18 protein-coding genes are annotated in these 25,002 nt (G+C 58.5%); 1 reads left to right on the forward strand and 17 read right to left on the reverse strand.

Features of this window, described 5'->3' with window-relative positions:
* The first annotated feature begins 168 nt into the window (after nucleotides 1–168).
* Nucleotides 169–1,989, forward strand: a complete 1,821-nt coding sequence (locus RY113_RS07935) for a DUF4082 domain-containing protein (RefSeq protein ID WP_315914159.1) — start codon at nucleotides 169–171, stop codon at nucleotides 1,987–1,989.
* Between the two features lie 75 nt (nucleotides 1,990–2,064).
* On the opposite strand, the gene RY113_RS07940 is transcribed toward RY113_RS07935, so the two are convergent.
* The 17 genes from RY113_RS07940 to RY113_RS08020 form a co-directional block, all read right to left on the reverse strand.
* Nucleotides 2,065–4,092: an O-antigen ligase family protein gene (locus RY113_RS07940; RefSeq protein ID WP_315914160.1), complete on the reverse strand. Its 2,028-nt coding sequence runs from the start codon at nucleotides 4,090–4,092 to the stop codon at nucleotides 2,065–2,067.
* Complete coding sequence (locus RY113_RS07945; protein WP_315914161.1) at nucleotides 4,079–4,813, reverse strand: hypothetical protein; 735 nt, start codon at nucleotides 4,811–4,813, stop codon at nucleotides 4,079–4,081. Before RY113_RS07945 ends, RY113_RS07940 begins: the two co-directional genes overlap by 14 nt.
* Nucleotides 4,814–4,935: 122 nt before the next feature.
* On the reverse strand, nucleotides 4,936–5,805 hold the full coding sequence (locus RY113_RS07950; protein ID WP_315914162.1) for a glycosyltransferase: 870 nt from the start codon (nucleotides 5,803–5,805) through the stop codon (nucleotides 4,936–4,938).
* Between the two features lie 76 nt (nucleotides 5,806–5,881).
* Complete coding sequence (locus tag RY113_RS07955) at nucleotides 5,882–7,033, reverse strand: glycosyltransferase (RefSeq protein ID WP_315914163.1); 1,152 nt, start codon at nucleotides 7,031–7,033, stop codon at nucleotides 5,882–5,884.
* Nucleotides 7,030–8,283 (reverse strand): glycosyltransferase family 4 protein, encoded by a 1,254-nt coding sequence (locus RY113_RS07960; RefSeq protein ID WP_315914164.1) that lies wholly within the window; start codon nucleotides 8,281–8,283, stop codon nucleotides 7,030–7,032. The genes RY113_RS07955 and RY113_RS07960 overlap by 4 nt, the downstream gene beginning before the upstream one ends.
* Nucleotides 8,280–9,743: an oligosaccharide flippase family protein gene (locus RY113_RS07965; RefSeq protein WP_315914165.1), complete on the reverse strand. Its 1,464-nt coding sequence runs from the start codon at nucleotides 9,741–9,743 to the stop codon at nucleotides 8,280–8,282. Before RY113_RS07965 ends, RY113_RS07960 begins: the two co-directional genes overlap by 4 nt.
* A 7-nt stretch (nucleotides 9,744–9,750) precedes the next feature.
* Complete coding sequence (locus RY113_RS07970) at nucleotides 9,751–10,863, reverse strand: DegT/DnrJ/EryC1/StrS family aminotransferase (RefSeq protein ID WP_315914166.1); 1,113 nt, start codon at nucleotides 10,861–10,863, stop codon at nucleotides 9,751–9,753.
* Between the two features lies 1 nt (nucleotide 10,864).
* Entirely contained in the window at nucleotides 10,865–11,542 is a 678-nt protein-coding gene (locus RY113_RS07975; RefSeq protein WP_315914167.1) for an acetyltransferase, read from the reverse strand.
* A 1-nt stretch (nucleotide 11,543) separates the two neighbouring features.
* The gene (locus RY113_RS07980; RefSeq protein WP_315914168.1) at nucleotides 11,544–12,716 is read right to left on the reverse strand and encodes a DegT/DnrJ/EryC1/StrS family aminotransferase; all 1,173 of its coding nucleotides are present in this window, start codon (nucleotides 12,714–12,716) and stop codon (nucleotides 11,544–11,546) included.
* Entirely contained in the window at nucleotides 12,713–13,714 is a 1,002-nt protein-coding gene (locus RY113_RS07985) for an NAD-dependent epimerase/dehydratase family protein (RefSeq protein WP_315914169.1), read from the reverse strand. The genes RY113_RS07980 and RY113_RS07985 overlap by 4 nt, the downstream gene beginning before the upstream one ends.
* Complete coding sequence (locus RY113_RS07990; protein WP_315914170.1) at nucleotides 13,711–14,820, reverse strand: Gfo/Idh/MocA family oxidoreductase; 1,110 nt, start codon at nucleotides 14,818–14,820, stop codon at nucleotides 13,711–13,713. The genes RY113_RS07985 and RY113_RS07990 overlap by 4 nt, the downstream gene beginning before the upstream one ends.
* A 50-nt stretch (nucleotides 14,821–14,870) precedes the next feature.
* Nucleotides 14,871–16,439: a sugar transferase gene (locus tag RY113_RS07995; RefSeq protein WP_315914171.1), complete on the reverse strand. Its 1,569-nt coding sequence runs from the start codon at nucleotides 16,437–16,439 to the stop codon at nucleotides 14,871–14,873.
* A gap of 552 nt (nucleotides 16,440–16,991) precedes the next feature.
* Nucleotides 16,992–19,739, reverse strand: a complete 2,748-nt coding sequence (locus tag RY113_RS08000) for a LuxR C-terminal-related transcriptional regulator (RefSeq protein WP_315914172.1) — start codon at nucleotides 19,737–19,739, stop codon at nucleotides 16,992–16,994.
* A gap of 3 nt (nucleotides 19,740–19,742) precedes the next feature.
* Complete coding sequence (locus RY113_RS08005) at nucleotides 19,743–22,472, reverse strand: helix-turn-helix transcriptional regulator (protein WP_315914173.1); 2,730 nt, start codon at nucleotides 22,470–22,472, stop codon at nucleotides 19,743–19,745.
* 131 nt (nucleotides 22,473–22,603) lie between these two features.
* On the reverse strand, nucleotides 22,604–23,176 hold the full coding sequence (gene pth, locus RY113_RS08010; protein WP_110104626.1) for an aminoacyl-tRNA hydrolase: 573 nt from the start codon (nucleotides 23,174–23,176) through the stop codon (nucleotides 22,604–22,606).
* 12 nt (nucleotides 23,177–23,188) lie between these two features.
* Nucleotides 23,189–23,755, reverse strand: coding sequence for a 50S ribosomal protein L25/general stress protein Ctc (locus RY113_RS08015; protein WP_315914174.1), 567 nt, complete (start codon nucleotides 23,753–23,755; stop codon nucleotides 23,189–23,191).
* Nucleotides 23,756–24,019: 264 nt separating this feature from the next.
* A complete protein-coding gene (locus RY113_RS08020) occupies nucleotides 24,020–25,000 on the reverse strand; it encodes a ribose-phosphate diphosphokinase (protein WP_110104628.1) in 981 nt (326 codons plus the stop codon).
* Between the last annotated feature and the right edge of the window lie 2 nt (nucleotides 25,001–25,002).

The following is a 25,002-nucleotide window of genomic DNA, read 5'->3' on the forward strand; positions in this document are numbered from 1 at the left end:
GCCGAGGTAGTATGTTACGATTTCATCTCGGGGGGGAGATTGCCTAGGTCTAAACGACAATCCTTCAGGACTATCCCAATCATGCAAAACATCACTGATCGCAAGCAGTCTGAGCGGGGTTCAACCCGCTGGGACTTCAAAAGCTGTCGAAAATCAACAATTGCCGGAATGGCGACCCTAGCTCTGCTAGTTCCACTTTTTGTGGCGACAACTTCAGGAAATTCGCCCAGTTACGCATCAGCAGTTTCAGTTCTCGACGCTTCTGCGCCCGGGGTCCTTGTGGACCCGGATACCGTTTCTGTTGAACTGGGAGCCAAATTCACAACGTCGCAAGATGGCTCCGTTTCGGCCATCCGGTTCTACAAGACTGCCGAGAATACAGGGCCTCACGTAGCGAATTTATGGTCTCCGCAGGGACGTATCCTGGCTACCGCTACTTTGCCCTCAACATCTGAAACGGCATCAGGATGGCAGACGGTGACCTTGCCGGAGCCAATCAAGATTGCCGCGGGGCAGAAGTATCTGGCTTCCTACATCGCTCCGAACGGTCGGTACTCAGCTGATGAGCAGGGCTTGAGGGAAGCAAAGAGCAAGGGACCACTGACCATTCTGGCTGGCGGAGGCGTTTACGCCTACGGCAAGGGTGGCACTTACCCGAGCAGTAGCTACAACAACTCCAACTACTACGTTGACGTAGTCTTCAACCCGGCTTCAACCACCGAGCCGACGGCACCACCGACCACCGCACCCCCAACGACAGCTCCGCCGATAACAGCGCCGCCGACCACGGCACCGCCCGCCAATCCTCCTGTCGCCGGGGACTTGAACCTTCCCCGGATTCCCTGGGAAGGCGGGGCAAGCTATTGGAAGCAGTTCAAGCACGCCAATGATGCCGGGTGGTCAGATCCTTCGTTCTTCCCCATCACGGTCTGGTACAACGGCATCAGCAGCAACGCTGAAGCCCAGTATGACAAGAAGGCGGGTTTCAACACCTACATCGGCATGGACGCCAACACGCCCTACAGCCTTTTCAAGGACAACGATGTTTACTGGATCGGCGGAAAACTCAACAACACCTTCACCGATGACAGCACCAACTGGGTGGGTAACTTCCTTGACGACGAGGTTGACGGCCGTTTCACCCCTGAAGCAGGCCGCAAGTGGATGCAATCGATGAAGGACGAATACGCCGGAAACGGCCGTTTCAATTACTCCAATTTCACCCAGATGGTCATTAGCAATGACATGAAGGCCTCCGATTCTCAGGCCTACGTCAATAACTACACCGACGCGGTTTCCTTGGACATGTACTGGTACACAGTTCCGTTCTGCAGTTGGACCCCCTACCGCCAGAACTACATCACGCCCGTTTACCAGGAAAACTGCCGAACTGCCTCAAGCTACGGCAAGACCATGAAGTCCCTTCGCCAGCAGGATGCCGCTGACGGCAAACTGCAGGCACCGTGGCAGTTCATTGAACTGCTCAATGGCGGCCCGGGCGGCGGACCGTTCACGGACAACATCACCCCGGGACAGTTGCAAGGTGCCGTGATGAGCTCCATCATCAATGAGGCGCGCGGTTTGGTGTACTTCAATCAGAGCTTGTCCGGACCGTGCCAAGGTGGCAGCCTGCTGCGTCAGTCACAGGTGAGCAGCAATTTCTGCGGTAAGCCTCAGGTTGATGCAGCTGCCAAGGTCAACAACCAGATCCACAAGCTGGCACCTGTTCTAAATACCCAGTCTTACGAGTACTCCTTTGGCGCGGGACTGGACACCATGTTGAAGACCTCGAACGGCTCTGCCTATATCTTTGCCATGATCGACGGCAGCTCTAAGCCAGGTAGCCGTGTTTTCCAACTCCCTAAGGACATCAAGGCCAGTTCCGTTGAGGTTGTGGATGAAAACCGCACCATCAGCGTCGGCGCTGATGGAAAGTTCACTGACAATTTTGCCAATGAATACAGTTACCACATTTACAAGATCGGCTAGCCTTCACCAGCCTTTTCGACGGGGTGCGGTCCGGACCATTCGTTCGGGCGGCACCCCGTTGGCATTTGCCGCGAGCTAGTTTCTTTTCCTGATCCTTCGAAGCTGGCGGATTCCCCGGTCCACCACAATGGCCGAACTCATAGCGGTGGCAACGCCCAGCGCAGCAATGGCCAGCAGAGCATATTTTGAGCGGACTGGTATGTACTCCACAGTGACTTGTGCCGGTTGCCTCTCGCTGGTGATCCGGGACTTTTCCCAGATGCCCATTTGCGCCTGTGGCAGCACCACAAGTTTCTCAATATCGGCAGTGATTTTCTCGGCTGTCAAGATCACATCTTGCGGGTTGGATTTCACGATCTCCACCGCTATCGCGGGACTGTTGAAGTTGGTCTGCCATTGCCCTCCGGCACTGGGAAGGTAGACAGCCACAGCATTCCTCAGGCCCGAGCCATAGAGCGGGGCCGAGGTTGGCACCACTGGAGCATTTACATGCCCATCCGCATACAGCCTCTGCACCACGGCCGCAAAGTGCACCACCGATGACGCTTCCGTGCGCAAGGCATTACCCTTTGTTGCCCCCGGCGGCGCCTGGAGCTCTATATTGAACTTCGCATAATAGACCCCCGGCGCACTGCGCGCCACCATGGCCATGGGGATAAAAATCAGCAGCACTGCCAGACCCACATACCAGCGTCGACGCAAGGATCCACTCAAACGTCTGGCTCCGGTGTTCTCCTGGGGATCACCACCATGCGCGCCGGGCGCGTCCAACTCAGCAGGTACAGTCTGCCTGATGTTCCAATGCCCTCCGCTGAGGCCAATCATGAGAAAGAGCATGCCGACTGCCTGCGGAAAATGGAACGAGTCAAAAAAAGCGCTCAGCAGGGCACCGGCCATTACAGCTGCGCTAAGTGCAGGGCCAAGGGCACCAATGAGCGGATCGGGTGCGCGCCGCCGCAGAAAAGTTGTCACCATGGCGGTCAGCACAAGTAGGGAAAACGCCACCGTACCAATCACACCCGTCTCAATGATGAAGCCAATGTACTGGTTGTCAAAGATGCGGTACTGAGGTCCCATGGTGCCTAATCCACGGCCAAACAAGGGTGAAATACTAAGGTAGTCTCCAACAACCGAGTAGCTGTCGGTACGTGAATCCACGCTGGGGTCATTACCGGAAAACATGCCTAGAATAGTCCCGCTCAGCCCTGGCACCAGAGCGTACATGACCACCGCCCCGCCGCAAGCAGCCCAGATTGCCATCTTCTTCACTGCTGGTTCCCACGTTGGAATGAGCACCAGGAGCACGGCAATAATCCCCAGCAGTGCAGACCGGGTGACTGACAGGAACGCCGCCATCAGGATCGCGGCTGTAGGAAACCAACGAATGAACATTCGCTTCCGGGATTCACCGATGGCCATTGTCAAAGCAATCGGGAGGATCATCGAAAGCACAGCGGCGTATTCCAGGGCATGCCTGGCCGTTGATTCCGGCCTAACGAAGTCACCTCGAGTATCCACGCCTCCGGTCCCGCCCGAGGCCAAGCCCGGGATTTGGAGAGAATCCACAAAGTTCAGTCCCGTAAAGAACTGCATGAGACCCAACGCCGCATAGAGTCCCCCAGCCAGTGCGATGCGCCGCAACAACACCAAGAACCGTTCGCGGCTCTCGATTCCGTCATTGGCCAGCAGGACCACTCCTGCATAGGAGGCCACGTTCACCAAGACCAGGTTGGAGGCGTTCTGGTCAATGAACGGCAACGAGGAAAGCGCAGCTACCGTGTAGCTTGCCAAGACAGCCAGGGCAAAGATCACGAACGCGATTCGCACCGGTTGCACCCGACGAAATTCATCGGGCCGCTGATGACGAACCTGATGCCAAATCCACCAGAGCAGAATGCCAAGTCCAAAAATGGTTGAGAGCGAGCCGGCTCCTCCCAATGGCGCAATACCGCGGTCGGAGGGGACTGCCACCAGAAGAAACAAATAGATAGAGAGCACCGTCACCGCATCTGGTGATTGCAGTTTCCGTGGCGGCGGCAGCTTCCTGCTCTTTGCTTGCTTTCCCGGCAGGGGTTCTGCCGCGCGGGTCTCAGGTGCCAACATCTGCTGATTCGCTGCTCTCAGCGCGGCCCTTCTCTACCCCGTCCCGGTACTTTTGCCGGCGAAGGCCGGTATCTGCGCCGGGCATGGCTGGGTCCGCCTGCTTGCCAGTGACAATAGCTCGTGGGCCCATCGGCTGGTCAGGGGCAGTATCCAGGCTTTTCTTTCTCCGTGCCCCCTTTTCCCTGGACATGATCCGATCAATAAATCCGGTGGCTATCAGAGTCACTGCTAGCCCGCCTAGGGCCGCCATGGCAGTCATCTGGATTTGTTTCTTGGCAATCTTGGTTGGTTTTGTGTCCACTGACAACGCCAAGGCCGTAATGACTGACGGTGCTGGCACCGACATGTCCTGCTGTAATGATGCCAAAGTGGCCGGTATGAGATCCAGCGAAGCCCGCAGCAGCTCCATGGTTTCATCCGCGTTCTCCCCTGCAACTGTTACCGCCATGATGGGGCCCGAGGTGGTGCCATCCTTGGACATGGCAATGGAGGAGCCCGGGAACTTCTCTAGCAGCGGTCCGGACACTTCCGGAGATGCCGCTTTGACCTGCAACACGCCAAGCGCCTGGTCCAGACCGCCCAAGTAAAGGTATGGGTTATCCCCAACGGTCACGGCCACAGCTGGGGGAAGGAGAACAATGCTGGCTTTCGCCTCGTAACTGGGCGGGACCATGGTGAACGCGAAATACGTTAAGACACCAGTAATGAGCAAACCAGCCACCACAAAATACCAGCGTCTTAGACAACTAACCAGTATGTCCCTAACCAACAATGAAAGCGCCCCCTAGCTCGATTTGACGTGTGACGCCAACCATATACCTGTTGTCTGTATCAACGTTTGTTTCAATTTGCACGTGTAGGCGCACCCCCAGCGAGGAAGGATTTGAAGGCGTTCAACCCTTTTTTTCCAGCGACGCCCAAGATCAGCGCCTTGGCTGCACCGCGCAGCGCGTCTTTTCCCGCCCGCAGCGGTGAAAACACACAACTATCGAGGATCAGTTCAAAAGCGGCAGGATCTCCTGCCTCATCCAGCCCCACCTTAAAAATTTCCCGATATTTGCCCGGAGCCACTCGGGTCCCCCTGACGCGGTTGCTGACATTTCCGGTGTGGATCATTTGCAGCCAGCCCGGAGGCCCGAGGATTTCAATGACTGGCATTAATTCCCCCAGCTTGGTGTGCCAATCGGTCCAGCACGTCAGTGGAGCCTCCCAGCTTTCTGAGACTGAACAAAAAGCATTCACGCGGTCCCTACGCAAATAGAGCCGCCCGCTTTGCTGGATCAGCCCATTGACCACATACACCGCCACCCGGCTCTGAGACTTGACCGCTGATTGCAGGCGAGAAACAAAGTCCACCGCCAGGCCGTCGTCGTTGTCCAAGTTGGTAGTCAGGAGGACGTCCCCGCCTGCGCCAGTTACCCCGCGAATGTCTGCAACGAGGACATCGTGGGGCACCTCGTCACGGTAGATGGCTGTGAAGAGGCCGCAGTTGCCGAGCTCGCCTATCCGCTCCCGTAACCACTGCGGACTTTGCGTGTCCAGGTAAATGATCCAATGAAATCCCTGTTCGGATTGCTGCGCGACAGCGGGGAGACAGTAGCGCTCAAAGAGGGCAATACGGTCCACAAGCCACCCTTCCTGGGCCCGGACCAGACTCTCCACACCGACGGATGGGAGGTTGAATCTGGTCAGGAGAACATGGTCAATACGCATCTTGCAGCTCCTCTGTAGTCAAGATTCCGGCGTGCTTGTGACTCGGAACGCCTGTCTGGGCCGTAAGTATCCAAGATCAATCCCCCCTATCAATCATTGCCATCAGCTGCCTGGCCCGCGCGTCCCAGGTATGTTGGCTGGCAAAAGAGCGCCGGGCAGCAACGAACTGATCTGGTTCCTGGGCTGCCAACGCCTGCCGGACCATGTGGACAAAGTTCGTTGCCGAGTCCGCAATGTTCACCCATTCACTGTTGAGCCACCTCGCTGAGGGCAGGTCAGTACTGACCACTTGCATGCCAGCTGCAAGATAATCCAGGGTCTTAATGGGGAAGCTGGCGCGGTTGAAAACAGTATCCGCGTAGGGCGTGATGCCGACGGCCGCGGTTTGCATCCGCGCAAAAGCATCACCTTCATCAATTTCCCCCAGCCACGAGACACCCTCGGAAGCCAGAAAAGTATCAAGACGGCGGCGGACCTGCGGATCCCGTTCCCTCCGCGGGCCAATGACTTCTATTTCCACACCGCTAGCCACCAGCTGATCAAGCAGGTCCAAGTCAAGACGTTCATTGAGCTGGCCCACAAGTGCGGCCACGGCACGGCGTTCAGGCGCGGCGCCGCTGTTGCTGCGTTGGCCACTGCCGCTACTACTGAGGCAGCCGTTAGGGAGGATGACAGGGACACAGCCAGGATTTCGGTCAGTGATCAGCGCACCCAGTGAAGGAGACACAATGCACACAGTGTCCGCCTCATCAATGTTGCTATGCAAAGTGCTGGAGACCACTTGCTGCGAGAGCCCCATCATGGCCGAACCTGCCACCCAGTCATCCGTGACATGAAGAATCTTCCGCCCGCCAATCCCCACAGGGAACACCTCCCGCGGTGACAGGAGAATAGTTGCACAGTGCTCAAAAGGCAGCTCTCGGAGCGTGGCCCTAATGGCCCGGCCCACAAGAGCCTTGACAACATCACGCAGTACCGGCTTGGTAAACCCGGGCGGAGCCGCAACACGCAGGCGCAGCATGCCTGGCTTGATCCCATCCAGCGCATAGCCGGGCCGTAACGGTGGCCTTCCCGAGGCTGCGGGCCCAAAAATTGGTGTGGGCGGATCCACCCACAATACGGAAGCCCGTTTGGCCAGGGCCTCAGCTAAGCGGTGATCGGTGCCCCTAGTATTTTCCCATCGACTCCCAGCGATCATGACCACCAGTCTGGGGGCGTCTGCGCTCATCGTTTCACCTGCTCAGCCACAGCAACAGGCGTTGCATTGAAATCATCAAGCGAATACCGTCCCACCAGTTTGGCCTTGAATTGGGTGGCCTTGTAGTTAAGGAACCTGCCTGCCGCCAGCGTTGAATGGCGCAGTTCATCAAGTGGCCCAGCCGGGGCGAATTCGAGGGCTTCCTTGTAGAACTCGAGTTGCTTATGCGCAGCAACCTCTAGAGAAAAACGTTCGCACACAAGAGTCCGAGAAAACTGCCCCAACTGGGCGCACAGGCGGGGGGACGTAGCCAACCGTTCAAGAATGATCATGAGCCTGTCCACGGCGCCTTCGCTCCCGGAGCCCACCCCGTACCAGCCCTGCCACAGGAATGTCTGCACCGATGACTTATCCAAAAGCTGCCAGTAGCCACTCTCTCCCTGGACAATGAGTGGAAGTTCAAAAGCCATGGCTCGCAGGGCCGAGCCACCCATGCCAATACTGACATCGGCACAGGCGTAGGCCGGCCGGGGGTCATCCAGCTCGCCCGCAAGAATGATCCGAGTGGTTCCCAACGCGTGGTTGGCGGCACGTGCCGCCTGCTCAACCTCCGCACGGGCTGGCCCATCGCCGGCAATGATGAGCTGAACGGGAAGCGTTGCATTGAGCCTTTCTACAGCCGTGATGGCGCACAGGATGCCTTCCAGCTTCATCTGGTGGGCCAATCTCGAAACTATCGAGACAGTGAAGACGTCCTTGCTGGTACCGAGCCCTGCCAAGAAGGCATCAGGGCGGGAATCATCTGAGACCGCGTTGAGAACTGTGTCCACGGGCGGCTCCAACAGTGCTGCCCGTCCACGGCCCCTGGCCTTTTCTGCGGCAAGAATCTGTTCCGTGCCTACCAGTAAAGGCATATTGTTCGGGATAAAAGGGGCAACCGACATGGACATGACCGTTGCCGTTGCCGCTGCCCCTCCACGTCCAGCACAGGCAAGGGCAGATTCGAGCGCCGGCGGCCATTCATAAGCGTGAACAACGTCAAATCCGCGTTGCTTCACTGTCCGGCGCAAGTGCCTGACAACACCCGGAGTTGGACGCCGATGCACCGCCGGGGACGGGATGAACTCCAACCCCAGTTCATGCACCCGGTCCACCAAGGGGCCCGGTTGCCCGTAAACTGCCACATCATGGCCCAGTGCTTTGACTGCCGAAGCCAGTTCGATGGCATTGAGCTGGCTGCCGCCAATGGCCAGATCATGAGGATAGACAAGTATTTTCATGTCACAAGCTCCTGTTCCCGGCCCCAGCTGCGGATGGCTGCCAGGTCCTTTCTGCGGATGAACAACAATGCGGCCATGGCAGCTGTGCCCAACCCGGTGGCAGCAATAACCGCCAGCCAGTCAGTGGCAATAGTGAGGGAGAGGACGTGGCTACCTACTGCTACGGGGATCGCCACTACAATGGCCGGCCACATCTTGCCAAGAAATTCGGCCAGGCGAAATCCTCGCGCCGTTAGCATTCGCAGGTAGATCGGCAGCACCACCAACGCGGCAACGCCAACGGGTGCCGCAGCTAAACCTGCCAGGCCTGCCCAGTGCGCGCCAGCAAACAAGGCGGGTATAAGAACCACCAGCCAAAGGATCTGTACTTTGAATATTGGTCCGGAACTTCCCAAAACAACCAGATAGTCATAGACCAGTTCAAAGAGGATCCGGAAAACAGCAAATGCGGCCAGCCACACCAGCGGCACAGCCGCAGGTGCCCATTGTGTCCCGTACACAAACGTCACCAGCGGGACGGCCACACCGGCCATGACGGCAACCACAGGAAGGACCGCCGCCGTAACAACCCCGGTGAGGGACAACATTGCCGAGCGCATGGCAGGGGGATCGTGTTGTAACTTTGCAAAAACGGGTGGTGCCACGCCCCGCAATGGCTGGGAAAAGATACTTGTGGGCCAGCTTGAAAGGTTAAAGGCCAGTACATAGAAGCCCAACGCAACAGCACCAAGGACTTTGCCAGCAATGATCTGGTCCGCGTACCCAACAGCAAAAACAACAATGCTGGAACCTGCCAGTGGCAGGCCAAACACAAGCAATGCTCGCAGCTTGAGCTTATTGAAACCGAACCTCACCGGTAACGGCGAATATTTTATGAACATTATTGCTGCCACAAGGCTGGCCGCTACCCGCCCAATGGCCAGGGACATTGCGCCCAGCCCCACAACAACCAAAACCACGGAGACAATTGCTCCAAGCCATACATTGACCTGATCAATGATCATGCGCCGGCCCTGCAAGAAGTCCCGCTGCATCAGCGCCGCCGGGGTGGCAACGGCTCCGTTGATAATGACACAGCTGGCAATAACTCGGACAACGGCAGTAGCTTCTGGATCCCCCATGGCAGCAGCAAAATAGGGAGCGCCCAGAAAAGCACCCGCAAAAATGAGGGTACTGCTGATAATAGAAATAGTGGTGACGGTTCCGGCAATTTCCTTTGGATCACCAGGCCACCGCACTATGGCCAGGCTGACGCCCAGTTCATTGAAACTCAAAATGGCAATGAGCGCCACAAAGGCAATGGCGTACGTGCCAAATTGTTCCGGCCCCAACAGGCGTGCCAGAGCTATGCCAATCCCAATGGTGCCGAATCTGGATATAACGGTATTGAGCAGGCTCAGAGCAAAGGCCCGTGCAGCGGTGGGTTTTGCCTGCTCAGATTCCTGAAGTGGAGTGGCCATTAATAATTCACCCTGTCCGCAGCGCCTGGCGAAGAGTGCCAACCACCCGTTCCTGCTGTTCCGCGGAGATGTGTGGGAACAGGGGCAGTGAGAGAATCCGGCCAGCCGCAGCTTCGGTGACAGGGAAGTCGCCTGCGCCCTGCCCCAAATAGGAGAAGGCCTTGGTCATGTGGATCGGGGTTGGATAATGAATGCCTGCCCCAATACCAGCAGCGTTGAGCTGGGCCAGGATTGCATCGCGATTGTGCACCTGCACCACATACAAGTGCCACGCGTCCTCGTAACCGGACCGGCCCACAGGAAGGCTGACCCCAGGCACATCATTCAACAGTTCGCTATACAACGCGGCAGCCTTACCCCGCATACCATTCCAACGTGGTAGCCGCTTAAGTTTGGCATCCAATACCACCGCCTGAATGGTGTCCAAGCGAGAATTCATGCCCACAACCTCGTGCACATACTTACTGGGGCTGCCGTGTGCACCGAGCATTCGAACGTGCTCGGCAACCTTGGCATCATCAGTGGTGACGGCACCGGCATCTCCGGCTGCCCCCAGATTCTTCCCGGGATAAAAACTTGTTGCACCAGCGAGGCCGAAGGACCCTGAGAATTTGCCGTTGTAACTGGCACCCTGAGACTGAGCCGCATCCTCAATCACTACGGCACCGCAGGACGCGGCAACATCAAGGATTTCCTCCATGGGCGCCAGCTGTCCAAAGAGATGGACGGGCAGAATTGCCCGCGTCTTGGCCGTGACAGCCTCCGCGGCCAACTGCGGATCAATCAGCAAGTGCACCGGATCCACATCTACCAACACCGGCGTTGCTCCCATGCGCGCCACAGCCTCCGCCGTTGCAATAAAGGAGTTCGCTGGCAGGATCACCTCTGCACCGGCCATCACCCCGCAGGCTCTCAGCGCCAGCTCCAGGGCATCGGTCCCATTGGCCACGCCAACACAATGCGATGTCCCGGCGAAGTCCGCATAAGCGTTTTCAAATCGGCGCACGGCTGGGCCGCCAATGAACGCTGCCGACCGCAACACGTCCTCTATTTCCTCAGAAATATCGTCATAAATTTCCGCCTGCTGCACCTGCAGGTCAACCAAAGGAATGTGTTCCATCTCAGCCAAGCCTCCCCAATTCAACTCTTTTATCTGCTTCCCTGCCCATAGTTGCCAGCGGCCGGGCAGGTACCCCAACCCAGGTTTCCCCGCTAGGTACGTCATTGACGACGGCGGCCCCCATCCCCACCGTGGCACCGGCACCAATGGTGCGCCGTTCCCGCACGCTGGAATTCATGCCCAGGTAGGCGCCGCGGCCAATCCGCACTCCCCCACCGAGGGACACGCCTGCCGTCAGTGTGGCAAAGTCCTCAAGCTCGCAGTCGTGCGTCAAAGTCACTTGCGGCATGATCACAACGTGCCGCCCAACCCGGACATCTGCCGTGAGCACCACGTTGGCCAGCAGGATGCTCCCCTCGCCCACTGCGGTGCCACCGGGAACGGTTGCGGTGGCGGCAATGACGGTGGCAAAGCGACCGGCGCCCACCCCGAGATCCGCCAGTTGGTTGGCAATCCGTTCCCTGATGGCACCCTTCCCGGCACAAATCACAAAGCGCACATCCGGATACTTTCCTGCCTCGGCTAGGGGCCCAAGCACGGGCACACCACCTTGCAGGGTGCCTGCGAGCGCAGGATCGTCATCGAGGAAACCAACCACTTGGTCCTTCCCAGCAGCCTGGAGTGAGACGAGGACTTCGCGTGCCAGGCCACTGGCCGCTACGAGGATCAGTTGCCCCATGTCAGTGCCGCCCCGTGTTTCTCACGGCGTCAATCACGCGGTCCTGCTCGCCGTCTGTGAGCTGGTGGTAGACGGGCAGAATGAGAGTGTTGTCGGTGAGCCTGTTGGTCACTGCCAGCTCGGCGTCGCCTGTATCCCGCCCGGCATAAGCCGGTTGACGGTGGGAGGCCATGATGCCGCGCCGTGCCGAAATACCCTGCACCGCAAGGTGTTCCAGCAACCTTTCACGGCTTGTCCCGAAGCCCGGCAGTACCTCAATCCAAAAGGATTGAAAGTTGCTACTCCCATGCTCGGGATCACCGCAGAGCCGAAGCCCAGGTACCCCCGTGAGGGCTTTCGTGTAGCGTGCCACAATCCGGCGGCGCTGCTCTACGGCCTGTGTAAGGCGCCCCAATTGGACAATTCCCACGGCCGCTTGCATGTCAGTCATGCGGAAGTTGAAGCCAATTTCCGTATACTCCTCAGGCGGTGCAAGTACGGAGGCGTGCCGGCTCGCGGCAGAGGCACTCATGGCATGTTCGCGTAGTTTGGCGGCTCGCTGCGCCCAATCAGCTCGGGAACTGGTGAGCATGCCGCCCTCCCCCGTGGTCAGGATCTTGCGCGGGTGGAAGGACCACGCCGCCAGCTCGGCCCCGGCCCCAACTGGGCGGCCCTTGTAGGTTGACCCGGCGCCGCAGGCGGCGTCCTCAATCACTGTGATGCCCAGCGGATCGCACAGTTCCCGGATCGCATCCAGGTCTACGGGCATGCCGCCTTGGTCCACCACAATGACAGCCCGTGTTTTATCTGTCAGGGCCGCGGCGATGGTGGTTGCGCTCACGTTACCGGTGGCCGGCTCAACATCGCAAAAGACCGGCCGGGCACCCACGTAGGTGGGCGCGTTGGCCGTGGCGATAAAGGAGAAGGAGGGCACAACCACGTCATCCCCAGCTTTGATCCCGGCCACCACCAAAGCCAGGTGCAGTGCCGTGGTGCAATTTGAGGTGGCCACGGCGAATCCGGCCTGTTGCACGGCCGCGAAGGCCGCCTCGAACTCTGCCACTTTGGGACCCTGCGCCACCCAGCCTGAGGCGATGACGCCCGCCAGCGCCTCGGCTTCCTCGGTGCCCAGCCACGGCTTCATGACGTTGATGCGCGGCAGGGCCGTCACATCCGATGACGTTGAGATGGTCATCGGGTACCCGCCCCCACGGTGCGCCCGGCAGCGATTTCCTCACGCAGCGGGCGCCACCACTCAACGAGTTCGCGCAGTCCGTCCTCAAGCTGTGTTGAAGCTGAGAATCCCAGATCACGCTGCGCCGCAGAAACATCAGCCAAGCGCCGAACCACACCGTTGACGGCACGCTCGGGACCATGTTCTACGTGCAGGCTGGAACCCATGGCCCGCAGCAGCGCCTGCGCCAGCTCCAGCAGGGAGGTCTCCTGCCCACTGGCAATGTTATAGACGCCTTCGTTGACTTTGCTTTCGGCGGCCAAAATATTGGAGCGGGCAATGTCCACCGTATAGGCAAAATCCATGGTCTGACGTCCGTCACCGAAGATCAGCGGGGGCTGACCGTCAACGATCCGTTCCATCCAACGCACCAGCACTTCCGTGTACAAGCCGTGAACATCCATGCGGGGGCCGTAGACGTTGAAGTAGCGCAGCAGCACATAGTCCAGGCCGGTCATGGCCCTAAAACTGCGAACCATGCCCTCATTGAAGGACTTGGCCGCCCCGTAGAAGGTGTCATTGTTGTGGTGGTGGTGCCGTTCCGTGGTGGGGAACTCCTCCGCCATGCCATAGACGGAGGCGCTCGAGGCGGCGATCAGCTTACCCACCTTATGTTCGGCAGCAGCTTCTATGACGTTGAAGGTTCCATCAACCAGTACCTCCAAAGCCAGCCGGGGTTCCTCAGCGCATTGGGTGATGCGGATGGCTGCCTGGTGGAAGACGAGGTCTTTGCCCAGGCTCAGATCGTGGACACTGTCTCGGTCCCGCAGATCCGCTTCAATCAGCTCTACTTTTCCGGTGGCAAGCGCGCCGGCCAGATTTGATCTGCGTCCACGCACCAAATTGTCCAACACATCAATGTGGGCAACCCCCGCGTCCAATAGCTGGTCCACAATGGTGGAGCCAATGGTTCCAGCACCGCCGGTTACCAGAACATTTGCACCTTGAAGATTGCTCATCGTGTTCCCTCCAGTTGAACGTCATTGCTTGCCACGAAGCTTCTTTCCCCGCCCAGTTCCAGGCTCCGGCTGGCCGCCTCTAAAACATTGAGTACCCGCATCCCCGCCATGCCACTGGTACGTGAGGGGCGTCCTTGCAAAATGCTGGCCGCGAATTCGGTCACCATAAGTCCCAGGGCTTCCGTCTCGGGCAATGCTGGGGACCAGGTGTCTCCCATGCGGTAGGAAATGGCTTGGGCTTTGCGTTGAGCCGCAGAAGTGGAGGCCTTCTGGAAATTGATGCCCCTGTCATAAACACTGATCCGCTGCTGCGGTACCAGGTCATCCCAGACCAGGGTGCGCTTGGTACCACCAATGATCATCTGGCGGATCTTGGTGGGACTGAGCCAGTTGACGTTGATGTGGGCCATGGCATTGTTGGGCAAGTCAAAGCTCAGGTGACCTACACAGGCTTTGCCGGTCCCCAACGGGTCGGCGCCATGGGCTGCCACAGATTCGGGCCGCAGTCCGCCAGGGAGGATGAAGTCAATGACTGACAGGTCATGAGGTGCCAGGTCCCAAAACACGTCCACGTCCGGCTGGACCAGGCCCAAGTTGATCCGCACCGAATCGATAAACAAGATCTCGCCCAGCTCACCCTCTTGGATGAGTTCGCGAATTTTCAGTGCCGCAGGTGTGTAGCAATAGGTGTGGTCAGCCATCAGGATCAGCCCGCGGCTGGCGGCCGCTTCTACCATTTGCATACCGAGTTCCCGGCTGGCAGCCAGCGGCTTCTCAACCAGGACGTGTTTGCCGGCTTCCAGTGCTTGCAAAGCAAGCAGATGGTGGGTGCGGGCGGGTGTGGCGATGGCGACGGCGTCAACATCGATCTCTGCGAAGAGACGCTCTAGTGATTCAAAGACCGGCACGTCCCCCAAAGGCCCAGCAACCTTCAGAGCTCTGGCAGTGTCTTGGTCCACTATCGCGGACAGCTCACAATCCGGGCTTGCCTTGAAATTCCGAGCCAGGTTGGGCCCCCAGTAACCCGCACCTATCACTGCAACTCTCAAAGGCGCACCGGCGTCAGCCGGTGTTTCCTGATGGAGAGGACCTGAATTTGAGACCATGATACATTCCATTTCTGTTTGAAGTTGTGGTGTTTTCCGCCAGCGGATGCTCAGGAGGCGCCCGCCGGAGAATAGACAGCTTTAGCTGTTCTCCACAAAATGATGAAGTCCCCTGTTAGTGACCAGTTCTCCACGTAGTAGAGATCCAGCCGCACGGCTTCATCCCACGGCAATTCCGAGCGTCCGCTGACCTGCCACAGACCGGTGATGCCAGGCTTGATCAGCAGCCGGCGTCCTACGGGTGCCTGATACTTGGCTACTTCCGTGGGAAGCGGAGGGCGGGGCCCCACCAAGCTCATGTTCCCTACCAAGACATTCCAGAACTGTGGCAGTTCATCGAGGGAGTACTTGCGCATCCAACGCCCACAACGGGTAATGCGCGGGTCACAGGCCATCTTGAACAGCAGCCCTGCCCCCTCATTTTTGTTGGCAAGATCGGCAAGTAACTTCTCCGCATCCATGACCATGGACCTGAACTTGAGCATTTTGAAAGTGCGCCCATCCCGGCCCACACGTTCTTGGTGGAACAGTGCCGGCCCGGAACTGTCCAACCGGACAATGAGTGCCAAAACCAGCAACAGCGGAGAAAGGACCAGCAGTGCCATGGCTGAGAGTCCAACATCCATAGCTCGCTTGTAAACGTGTTTTCCACCTGAATACTGTGGCAGCTCCACATGCATCAACGGCAGCCCCTCCACAGGGCGAAAATGCACCCGGGGTCCGGCAACGTTAGTGAGGCTTGAAGCGAGCACCAACTCAGTTTTCAACTCACCCAAGTCCCAGCCCAGCTGCTGGATGGCACCGGGACCGCCAGGCAGATTTCCGGCAACAATTACGGTGTCAGCACCTGTTACCGCAAGAATCTTCTCAATCTTCGCCTCACTGGAAAAAACCGGAACCCGATACCACGGCCGGTTCAACTCCCTGCCCACGGCCAAAGAGGTCAAGGCCACCCCTGCCACCTTGTACCCCGTGCCGGGGTTGGCACGCAGTTGGGAGATCACATAGCCGGCGTCCTCGGTACCGCCCATGATCACGGCGTTGGAGAAGTAACTCCCTCCGGCCCGCTGCCGAGCCAACCACCGGCGCCACAGCCAGCGGCTCATCAGCAGCAGGAAAATCCCCAACGGCAGCGCAGTGGCGAAGAAGCCGCGGACTACTTCGAGTTTGACAACAACCAAGAGGATGGCCAGAAAACCAAAGGCGCGCAAAGTTGAATGAATGATGCGTTTGTATTCGGTGGCACCGGAGCCAAAAATTTGCCGCTCACGGGTGCGGAACATTTCAAGGTCCGCATTCCACAACACCAGCAGAAGAAGACTCAACAGAATGTACTGTTTGGGCTCCCCGTGCAACTGGGTGGGCTGGTCCAACGTAAACCGGCCCAGAAATGCCACGGTCACAACCAAGCAGGTGACAAGGAAATCGGTCAGGCGGATATTTCGAGCGTAAGTGGTGGACCAGTTGACGCCCATCACGGGGTTGTCCGTGGCCGCGGGCCGAACCACTGCATCCCAAACGGAATGCCTGCTCCGCGCCGACTTCAAGCGCTGACGGCGACCCGGTGCCGGTGCTGTGCCAGCTGATGAAAACAAGGAATGGTTTCTCAAGATGCTCATGACAACCTCTTTCCGAGGGTTGCTGTGAGCGGGGGGAGCCCTGTAAAAGCCCGATCCTGAGGCCAAAAGTAAGGGGGAGCCGACGACGGCTGGGGGAAAGCCTTGGTCTCAGAAGGCTTATCCGCCGTCGACTCCGATCTTGGAGCCCTGTGGCAGGCACAGGGCTGTTTTTTGACGGGTGAGTTCGAAGCATGGGCAACTGGATAGCGTAGGTGCGCTTCGTGACAGGCTGTAACTCCCCCGGCAAGGTGCACCACCGCGTGCATTGGCTGAGACATTGAGACCTTCCTGCACTAAAGTTCGGTGGAATAACTCCAGCTAACGGCTTTTCGGCGCGAGTTACCCGAGTGGGCACTACGTGATTAGTCACAGCTTGCCCAAGTAGCTTCTCTGGAATTACCTAGAGCGGTACTTGCATAGCTGAGTTCACTACTTGGTTTGCCAGGTCTATACATAAAAAACCACCGTCTAATACGCCCTAAAGGACGGTACAAGACAGTGGTTTTTTTGGTTTTTTTCGACGCTAGCGAGTAGCTTTGAATACCGTATTTCTTAGTCTGAAAGGATTAACGCAAGGTCGTTTCGATCGGTTATTTCAAGCTTGGCATACGCCCGGTAGAGGTGACCTTCAACGGTCCGTACTGAGACGTGCAGTTGCGCACCAATGACCTTATCAGTGAGCCCCTGCGCGGCCATGAGCGCAATTTCTAGTTCTCTGGCTGTCAGCCGCTCCCTCATCCGTTGATGGCCACCGGATTTTTTTCCTCCGGGTTCACCCTGCGCACCCAAGGTCTGCTCAATCTGTTCCAGGCCGTGACGGATCCGCCGGTTAATCAGGCTGTCACGTTCTTTAGCCGCTGTTGAATCTGCCAGCCGCAACAACCTGCCAGCATGTTGGTACATCTGTGCTTCTAAGAGTTGTTCGGCAGCATCCACCATGATGGAAGCTTGCCGTTGTTCTAGTGCACTAGCGTACGCGTACAGCCCCGCAGCCCATCTTCCCTCCACCTTGCCGGCGACGGAAAGAATCCGTGCTCTGGCGTTGCCGGGCGCAAAATCCATCAGTAGCGAGAGCGCGTTCAGCTCTGCCGAGAGCAGACCTCGCTCAGCAGAGTCTTCGATCACACCAAGGAGTTCACCAACGCCTGCTCCGTCGCCGTTCAGGTACTCGCGTGCTGCCGCGATGAAAGCCCTCTCGTGAGCGAGCACAATATACATACTGGTGTCTTCGCCGTACTGTTCAATGAGTTCCCGAGCGGTGTCATGGCGTCCCAGCTTGGCTGCGGCATAGGCGGCCATCGAGATGCAGTAGCCCATGAGCTGCTGCGGATCGCTGTGCCGCAACACGTCCAGTCCCTCCAAGAGCACCCCAAGTGCTGCGGCCGGGTGCCCCTGCCGCAGCCTCATCATTCCGCGGGCTACGCCCACACTGCCACCGAATGAAATGGTGCCTTTTCCAACATCGACTGCGAGAACATTAAGACTTTGTTCAGCTTCCTCCCACTGGCCTGCCGTCAGAATTGCTACTTGCGCGCGGCTAATGATCCACTCCGGCACGAAGAATACGTCGTGGTCCTCCGCCTGGACAATGGCAAAGGCTGCCGCTGCTTGTGCCATACCGGCCAGCGGAAAACCTAAGGCACTGAGTTTTTCCGCCTCGAACGCCAACGCAAGGGATCGGTTGCACACGTGATCGGGATCGTTATGCCCGTCACTTCGATTGAGCACTTCCTGGATGTGCCCGCTCATCTGGTTGTAGTTTCCTGCCCTAGAGTGGGCCATCAAGTCAATAATGTGGGCCCGCTCCCCAGATCGCAGCAAAATATCCGCAGCGTTCTCCGGATCCTTCCGGGCCAGCCTCTCACCATGCTGGCGCAACGCGGTGGCCGCATCATGAATGGCCTGCGGTGGCAGAGCCAGTGCGGACTGCAAAGCGGCCCTCAGCAATCCACCAAATAAAAGTTCGCTGATGCTCGCGGCGTTCTCATCGTGATGTTCCAGCAGTGCAGCAGCCTGCGCGTACTCCCCCATGTTGAAGTGTGCACGGGCTTTGACAGCGCGCGCCCTGCCTCGGTTGTGGGGGTCTCTAATCTCTTCGGCAAGCCGCAACGCCACACCAGATTCATAGAGCTTGCAGGCAAAAACGGCTGCAGATAACACTTCAGAGTCCGGGACTGGCAGCCCACTTTCCAAGGTCCAAATAACCATTCTCAACGCCGACTCCGGAGTGCTGGATTCCAATTTGAGCACGTTGATGAGCCTGCTGTGCAGCATCCGGCTCTGGGATCGGGGCACCATCTCCCGAATGACTTCACCATAGATGGGGTTTATCAGCCTTAACAGCCTGATAGAATCAAAACTTTCCTGCACTAAGTCCCGTTCGAAAAGTTCCCGCAACGCCTCTGCGCCTAGCTGTTGGCTGACTATTTCGGCAGAAACCGGTTCAGAAAGGGCCACCAAATCCAGGGTTTTACGTGCATCTGAGGACAGACCACGCAATTGTTCCCGAACCACGGACTGCAATTGGTGCCCCACTGAAACGGACTGGACATCCATGATCCACAGATCGCCTCTGAGCCGCAGCCTGCCGCTGGCCAGCGCGTCCTCCATGACCAGCCGCATAAGCAGTGGGTTCCCGCCGGCAGTGTTCCAGAAGTACCAGCTGCTGTTGGCGGTGGTTGGCCCGCCCAGAAGGCCCACACAAAATTCGTGCCCGTCCTCTCGGTTCAGGGGGCGCAGGTGGAATCTTTCAGCAACTCCCGCTTGCCAGAGTTGGGGCAGCGGGCTGACAGGGTCATTAGCTGCGCGGTGCGCAACCACAACCTTGATTTTCTCTGCCTGTGCAAGGCTGACAACCACCGTAGCAGTTGCCGTGTCAATGTAGTCCGCTTCGTCAATGATGATCAGCGGACGCCCAAGATCTAAGCCCTCCCCCAGTGTGGCCCGCAGATGGGCTTCCTTGTCATCCAAGAGTGCCAACGTCTTTCGGATTGCATCCACATGCGATTCAACAAAGGCACAGGAGGTGCGTCGTAAAAAAGGTGCGAGAATTCCAAAGGGTATAGCTGCCAGCGACGGGGTGCCCTGCAGAGATATGACGGCCACGCGCTTGGACGCAATGGTGGCCAGCTCACGCAGCAGAGACGTTGCACCCATTCCCGTTTCACTGCTAAGGAAAATGGCGCTACAGTCCGGACGCTGCAATTGGGCGTAGAGTTCATCGAGTTCCACCTGCCGGCAGAAATACGTGGACAGCGGCACAGTGCCAGCGGTGCGGGCTTGATTTTGAGTCCCCGGCATATCCTAAAATTCCTGCTCTTGTGCAAGTTCATGCCGCGTTGTGATGCCCAGCTTGCTGTACAGCTGGTACAGGTGGCCTTCGACTGTCCGCACCGAAACACCGATGCGATCTGCGATAGCCCGGTTGCCGAGCCCGCGTTTAGCCAATTTGGCCACTTGGATTTCCCGTTGGGTGAGTTTCACTCCGGCCCGCACCGGCATGTGGGGCAATTTGGGCAAGTTCTTGTTGAGCCGCTCCAAACGCTGTGTGGCCAGTTTAACGAGCGTATTTCGTCCTGCATCTCGCGCGAAGTCCAAGGCGATGACAGCGCAGCGGGACTCCACGGCGTCGAGCTTTAAAGACTGGGCAATATGTGCGGCCTCAAGTGCCAGCTCGGCACTCCGGGTCAGGTAGCTGCGGGCCAGCAATACGCTGACAGTTGCCATGGGACCTTGGCGGAGCAGCGAAACTTCCTCCAGCAGGGCATGATCCTTCTCGCTCGCTTGGACGCTTGCGGCGAAAAGTGAAATAGACGCAGTAGTAACGCGGCTCTTTTCAATGTCGATCAAGGCAGAGCCCCGCAAGCTATCCGCAGCCCGGGGATCATCGAGCCAGCGCATGGCCAGCAGCCTGAAGAATTCAAGCATGGCTTGATTGGTCCACAGTGTGGGTCCTTGAACTGAATCAGCAAGTGCCAGGCATGCCATAGCCTCTTGTTCGTTATTGACCTGGGCATGGCAAAAGGCCAGCGCCGCATAAGCCAAGCTCAAGGCGTTGTCGCTGTTGCGGGCTTCAAGTTGGGCGGCCGCCGACATCAGCACTTGCACCGCCTCGGCACCGCGTCCGGCATAGGCGTGGGCCAGGCCGAGGTTGAGCTCAATCAAGCCGCCGCGGTAAGGAATTGGCCGTTGGCCATCCTCGATTTCCTCACGAAGCAGCTCAACACAGTCCATCCACTGGCCGCTCCAGATTTGGGCAACCGCCAGGCCGTTGCGGTAGTGGTCGCTGAAAAGGGGTGTCATTCCCAGCGCAGTAGTATCATTTTCAATACTCCGGGCCAAGGTGATGGCCTCAAGCTCGCGGCCAACCACAGCCAGCGCAGTCACCAGCAAGCAGGCACAATTGAGGCTGTATTCCGTGTCCTCACCATGGAGCGCAGCTTCCAACGCCGGAATGACAGCGGCGAATTCACCCAGATGAACTTGGAACTCGAACCTGGCCAGATTGATCAGCGTACCGGCCGCGCGGCTAGCTTCCATGGTTGCAGGGCCCTCTGCCGAGGCCAGACGCTGCTCTGCCTGTGCCAACAACGCCACGATTCGGCGATCGCCACCGGGCACCCATAATAGTGCCCCGGCCATGGCCAGGACCCAGGAACCGTACTCTTCAAGAGACAGCCGGGAAATGACCTCTTCTGGCAAGGCATCAAGTTCAGCTACCGCGGTGCCATAATCTGCCAGCAGCCGGAAAGCGGCGCTGCGTGCTTGAACCGCCTTGGCCCGAAGCGGGTTGGCGGAGGGAATTTGGGCAGTGCAGCGCAGCGCCAACTCCGGGTCAAAGTGCCGCAGTGCACTGGACGCGGCAGCCAATGCAAGTGGCGGTTCCAGGACCATGCCGGCGTCCAGGGTCCAGGCGGCCAGGGACATGATCTCCCGCTCGTCAAGCGATTCCAGCTCCTGGTTGAGGCTCAGCGCAATGTCCGCAAAAATTTCAGACATTCTTGTGGAACTGAGGCCGCTACGCACAATGTCACCGATGTAGCGTTCGGCAAGGGATGCGCGGTGCCGTCCTTCCACGGAAATCTCAACAAATCCGCGCTCTTCAAGTTGCCAGAGCACCTCCTGCCCCAAGACGGACATGGCAAGCTGAAGCGGCGCATTGCCCAGAAGAGCCATTCTCTCCACCCCCAGACGCACGGCTGGATCCTCACGGGAGAGCCTGGCCCGAACAATTTCCGCCAGCGCACTATCGGCGTCACTGTTGATGGAATCCTTGACTACCCAGCCGCCCAAGTGTTTCCTGATGCCACCCTTGGCCACTTGCTCGCGAAACAGTGCCTGTAATACCAGTGGAATGCCGTTGCTCGCCTGGTGGAGCGCAGTTACCGCAGTTTCGGAAACGAAGGTTCCAGTGGCCTTCCCAATCAATTCCCCGACCTCAGCCCGGCTGAAGTGCTCCAGCCTGATTTCACCCAGTTGTCCGTCCTTGGCAAGCCATACCAGGTCCTCGGGCATGTCGGTGGAATCGCGCGCCATGACCAGAACTTTCGCAGTTCCACCCATGAGCAGGTGCATCAGCACACCCACGCTCATAAAGTCCAGCCCCGGCAGGTCATCAACTACCAAAAGCACCTTGCGCCCGCCCGCATCGGAGCGAATGAGTTCATCGATCCCACGGATCACCCCGGTAGGTGTTTCCAAGGCGGTGGCAGGCAGCCGGGCCATGAGCATGGACAGAGGGCCGTAGGCGACGAGCGTTTCAGCGGACGAGCCGAAGAGCCGTTCAATGTGTGTAGTGGGGGCCAAAGCTTCTTCGACGGCACGGGCCAAGGTGGTTTTACCAACTCCCCATGGCCCCAAAACAGCGACCCCATAAGTTTTAGGGTCATTTAGTGCAAGGACAGTCCTGTCGATTTCCGTCTGCCTGACGAAAGAAGACCAGAACTTCCTATCAGCCGCCCCCATGGCTTCAAAAGTCCCCGACTTTAAGGGCCTCGACCATTTGGGAGCAGCGACATCATTGAAAATTGCCATGTCGAGACCCCGTTTGTCCAACAGCCAGCGTCCCTCAGAGCCGCCGTGCCGCATATTTGCGATCATAACAGGGTGGCCCGACAAACAGAACAGCATACCGTGACGTGTAGCACAGCGTGCGGGGTGGCTTATTAGTTAAACTTGGCTTGGGCGGCCAGCAATCCCTCTGCAACAAGGAGTTCAACAGCATCGGCACTGTTATCTATCAGAAACGGCAGCGCCTTGTTTTCGGCAGTGGAGAAATCACGCAGCACATGGCTGGCAGCGTCAGCGCGGCCCGGAGGCCGGCCTACACCCGCACGCACACGGTAATAATCCTTGGTGCCAAGGGTTCGGGAAATATCCCGAAGACCGTTGTGCCCGCCTTCGCCACCACCAAGTTTGAGCTTCACGGTGTCAAAGGGGATCTCAATTTCGTCATGCACGGCGATGACATTGGCGGCGGGGAGGTTATAGAACTTGGCCAGTGCCGCCGTGGGGCCTCCATTAAGATTCATGAAGACGGTGGGCTTGGCAAGGATCAACTTGTGCCCGCCCACAGCTAGGCGCCCGGTAGCAACCAGGGCCTTGGCTTTGTGGGTCTTAAAAGTGGCTCCTAGGCGGGAGGCTAGTTCCTCAACCACCATGTAGCCAATATTGTGTCTGTTACGGCTGTAGCCGGGCCCGGGGTTCCCGAGCCCGACTACAAGCCAAGTATCACTCATAAGTATGAGGTATTACTCTGCTGCTTCTTCAGCTTCAGCGACAACAACCGGCTCAGCGAAGTGAACGATCAGCAGGTCAGGCTCGTTGACCAGCACGACGCCGGCAGGCAGTACCAGATCGCCGGCGAGGACGTGCTGGCCGGCGGCCAAGCCCTCAATGCTGACCTCAATGAAGGCAGGCAGGTCGGTTGCGTCGGCGGACAGGCTGACAACAACTTCTTCCTGGTTAACAACGGTGGCCGGGGCAGGCTCGCCAACGAGGTGGACGGGAACGTCAACAATGACCTTCTCACCCTTCTTAACGGTCAGCAGGTCAATGTGCTCTACGATCTGCAGAACGGGATCGCGCTGGATGTCCTTGACCAAGGCCAGGTGAGCTTCGCCGTCGATGGTGATGGTCAGCAGCGCGTTGGAGGCGCGGATGGCGCGAACCGTCTCGCGCTCCGGCAGAACCAAGTGCAGGGGGGCCAGGCCGTGGCCGTAGATAACAGCAGGGATCTGCTTGGCACGGCGGATGCGGCGTGCCGCGCCCTTGCCGAACTCGTTGCGCAGTTCGCCGTTGAGAGTCAGATCAGACATAAAAAATGCTCCTTCTTGATGGGTGGGCGTGGACTAAACAGGTCAACACAATCCACAACACATTCGTCAGGAGCTGCGAGACCCAGTCGATCACGGACACCCACACTATGGGTGTCCCTCGCCAAGGTTTACTGCACAAGTTTAGCAGAACGCGAGGGTAGCAAACGCCAACGGCCGCTTCCCGGAGAGGGGAAGCGGCCGTCAGTGGTGCTGGGCCCTCAGTGTTCAGACGCATCAGCGGCTGGACAGTGGGAGGGCGTGGGACTAGGCATCGCCGTCGAACAAGCTGGTGACTGAGCCGTCCTCGAAGACTTCCTTGATGGCCCGTGCCAGCAGGGGTGCGATGGAGAGCACTGTCAGCGTGGGGAAGCGCTTCTCCTCCGGGATGGGCAGCGTGTTGGTAACAACCACTTCACGGGCACCACAGTTGGCCAGGCGTTCGGACGCTGGGTCAGAAAGGATGGCGTGCGTGGCGGCGATGATGACATCCTTTGCGCCAGCATCCTTGAGGACACGTACCGCACCAGCAATGGTTCCACCGGTGTCGATCATGTCATCGATCAGAACGCAGGTGCGTCCTTCAACCTGACCCACCACGGTCTTGGAGACAGCCTGGTTCGGCACTGTCAGATCTCGTGACTTGTGCACGAACGCCAAGGGGGCACCGCCCAAGCGCTCGGCCCACTGCTCAGCCACGCGCACACGGCCGGTGTCCGGGGAAACTACGGTGACGGCGTCGTCCCCGATGACCTTGCGGATGTGGTCCGCCAGCAGCGGGATGCCGAAGAGGTGGTCCACGGGGCCGTCGAAGAAGCCCTGGATCTGTGCGGTGTGCAAATCAACGCTCATGATGCGGTCTGCGCCAGCGGTCTTGTACAGATCTGCCACCAAGCGTGCCGAGATGGGTTCGCGGCCGCGGCCCTTCTTGTCTTGACGTGAATACGGGTAGAACGGGGCCACCACGGTGATGCGGCGGGCAGAAGCGCGCTTCATGGAGTCAACCATGATCAGCTGCTCCATCAGCCAGTTATTCATCGGGGCAGGGTGAGCCTGGATGATGAAGACTTCCTTGCCGCGCACGCTTTCGCCGGAGCGGACGTAAATCTCACCATTGGCGAAGTCGTAGGCAGACATCGGCAGCAGCTCGGTCCCCAGACACTTGGCCACTTCCTCGGCCAGTTCAGGGTGGGCGCGGCCGGAGGCCAGCACCAGCTTTTTGTCGACATTATGGACTAGTTCGCTCATGA

The sequence above is a fragment of the Arthrobacter sp. lap29 genome (assembly GCF_032458965.1).
Lineage (GTDB): Bacteria > Actinomycetota > Actinomycetes > Actinomycetales > Micrococcaceae > Specibacter > Specibacter psychrochitiniphilus.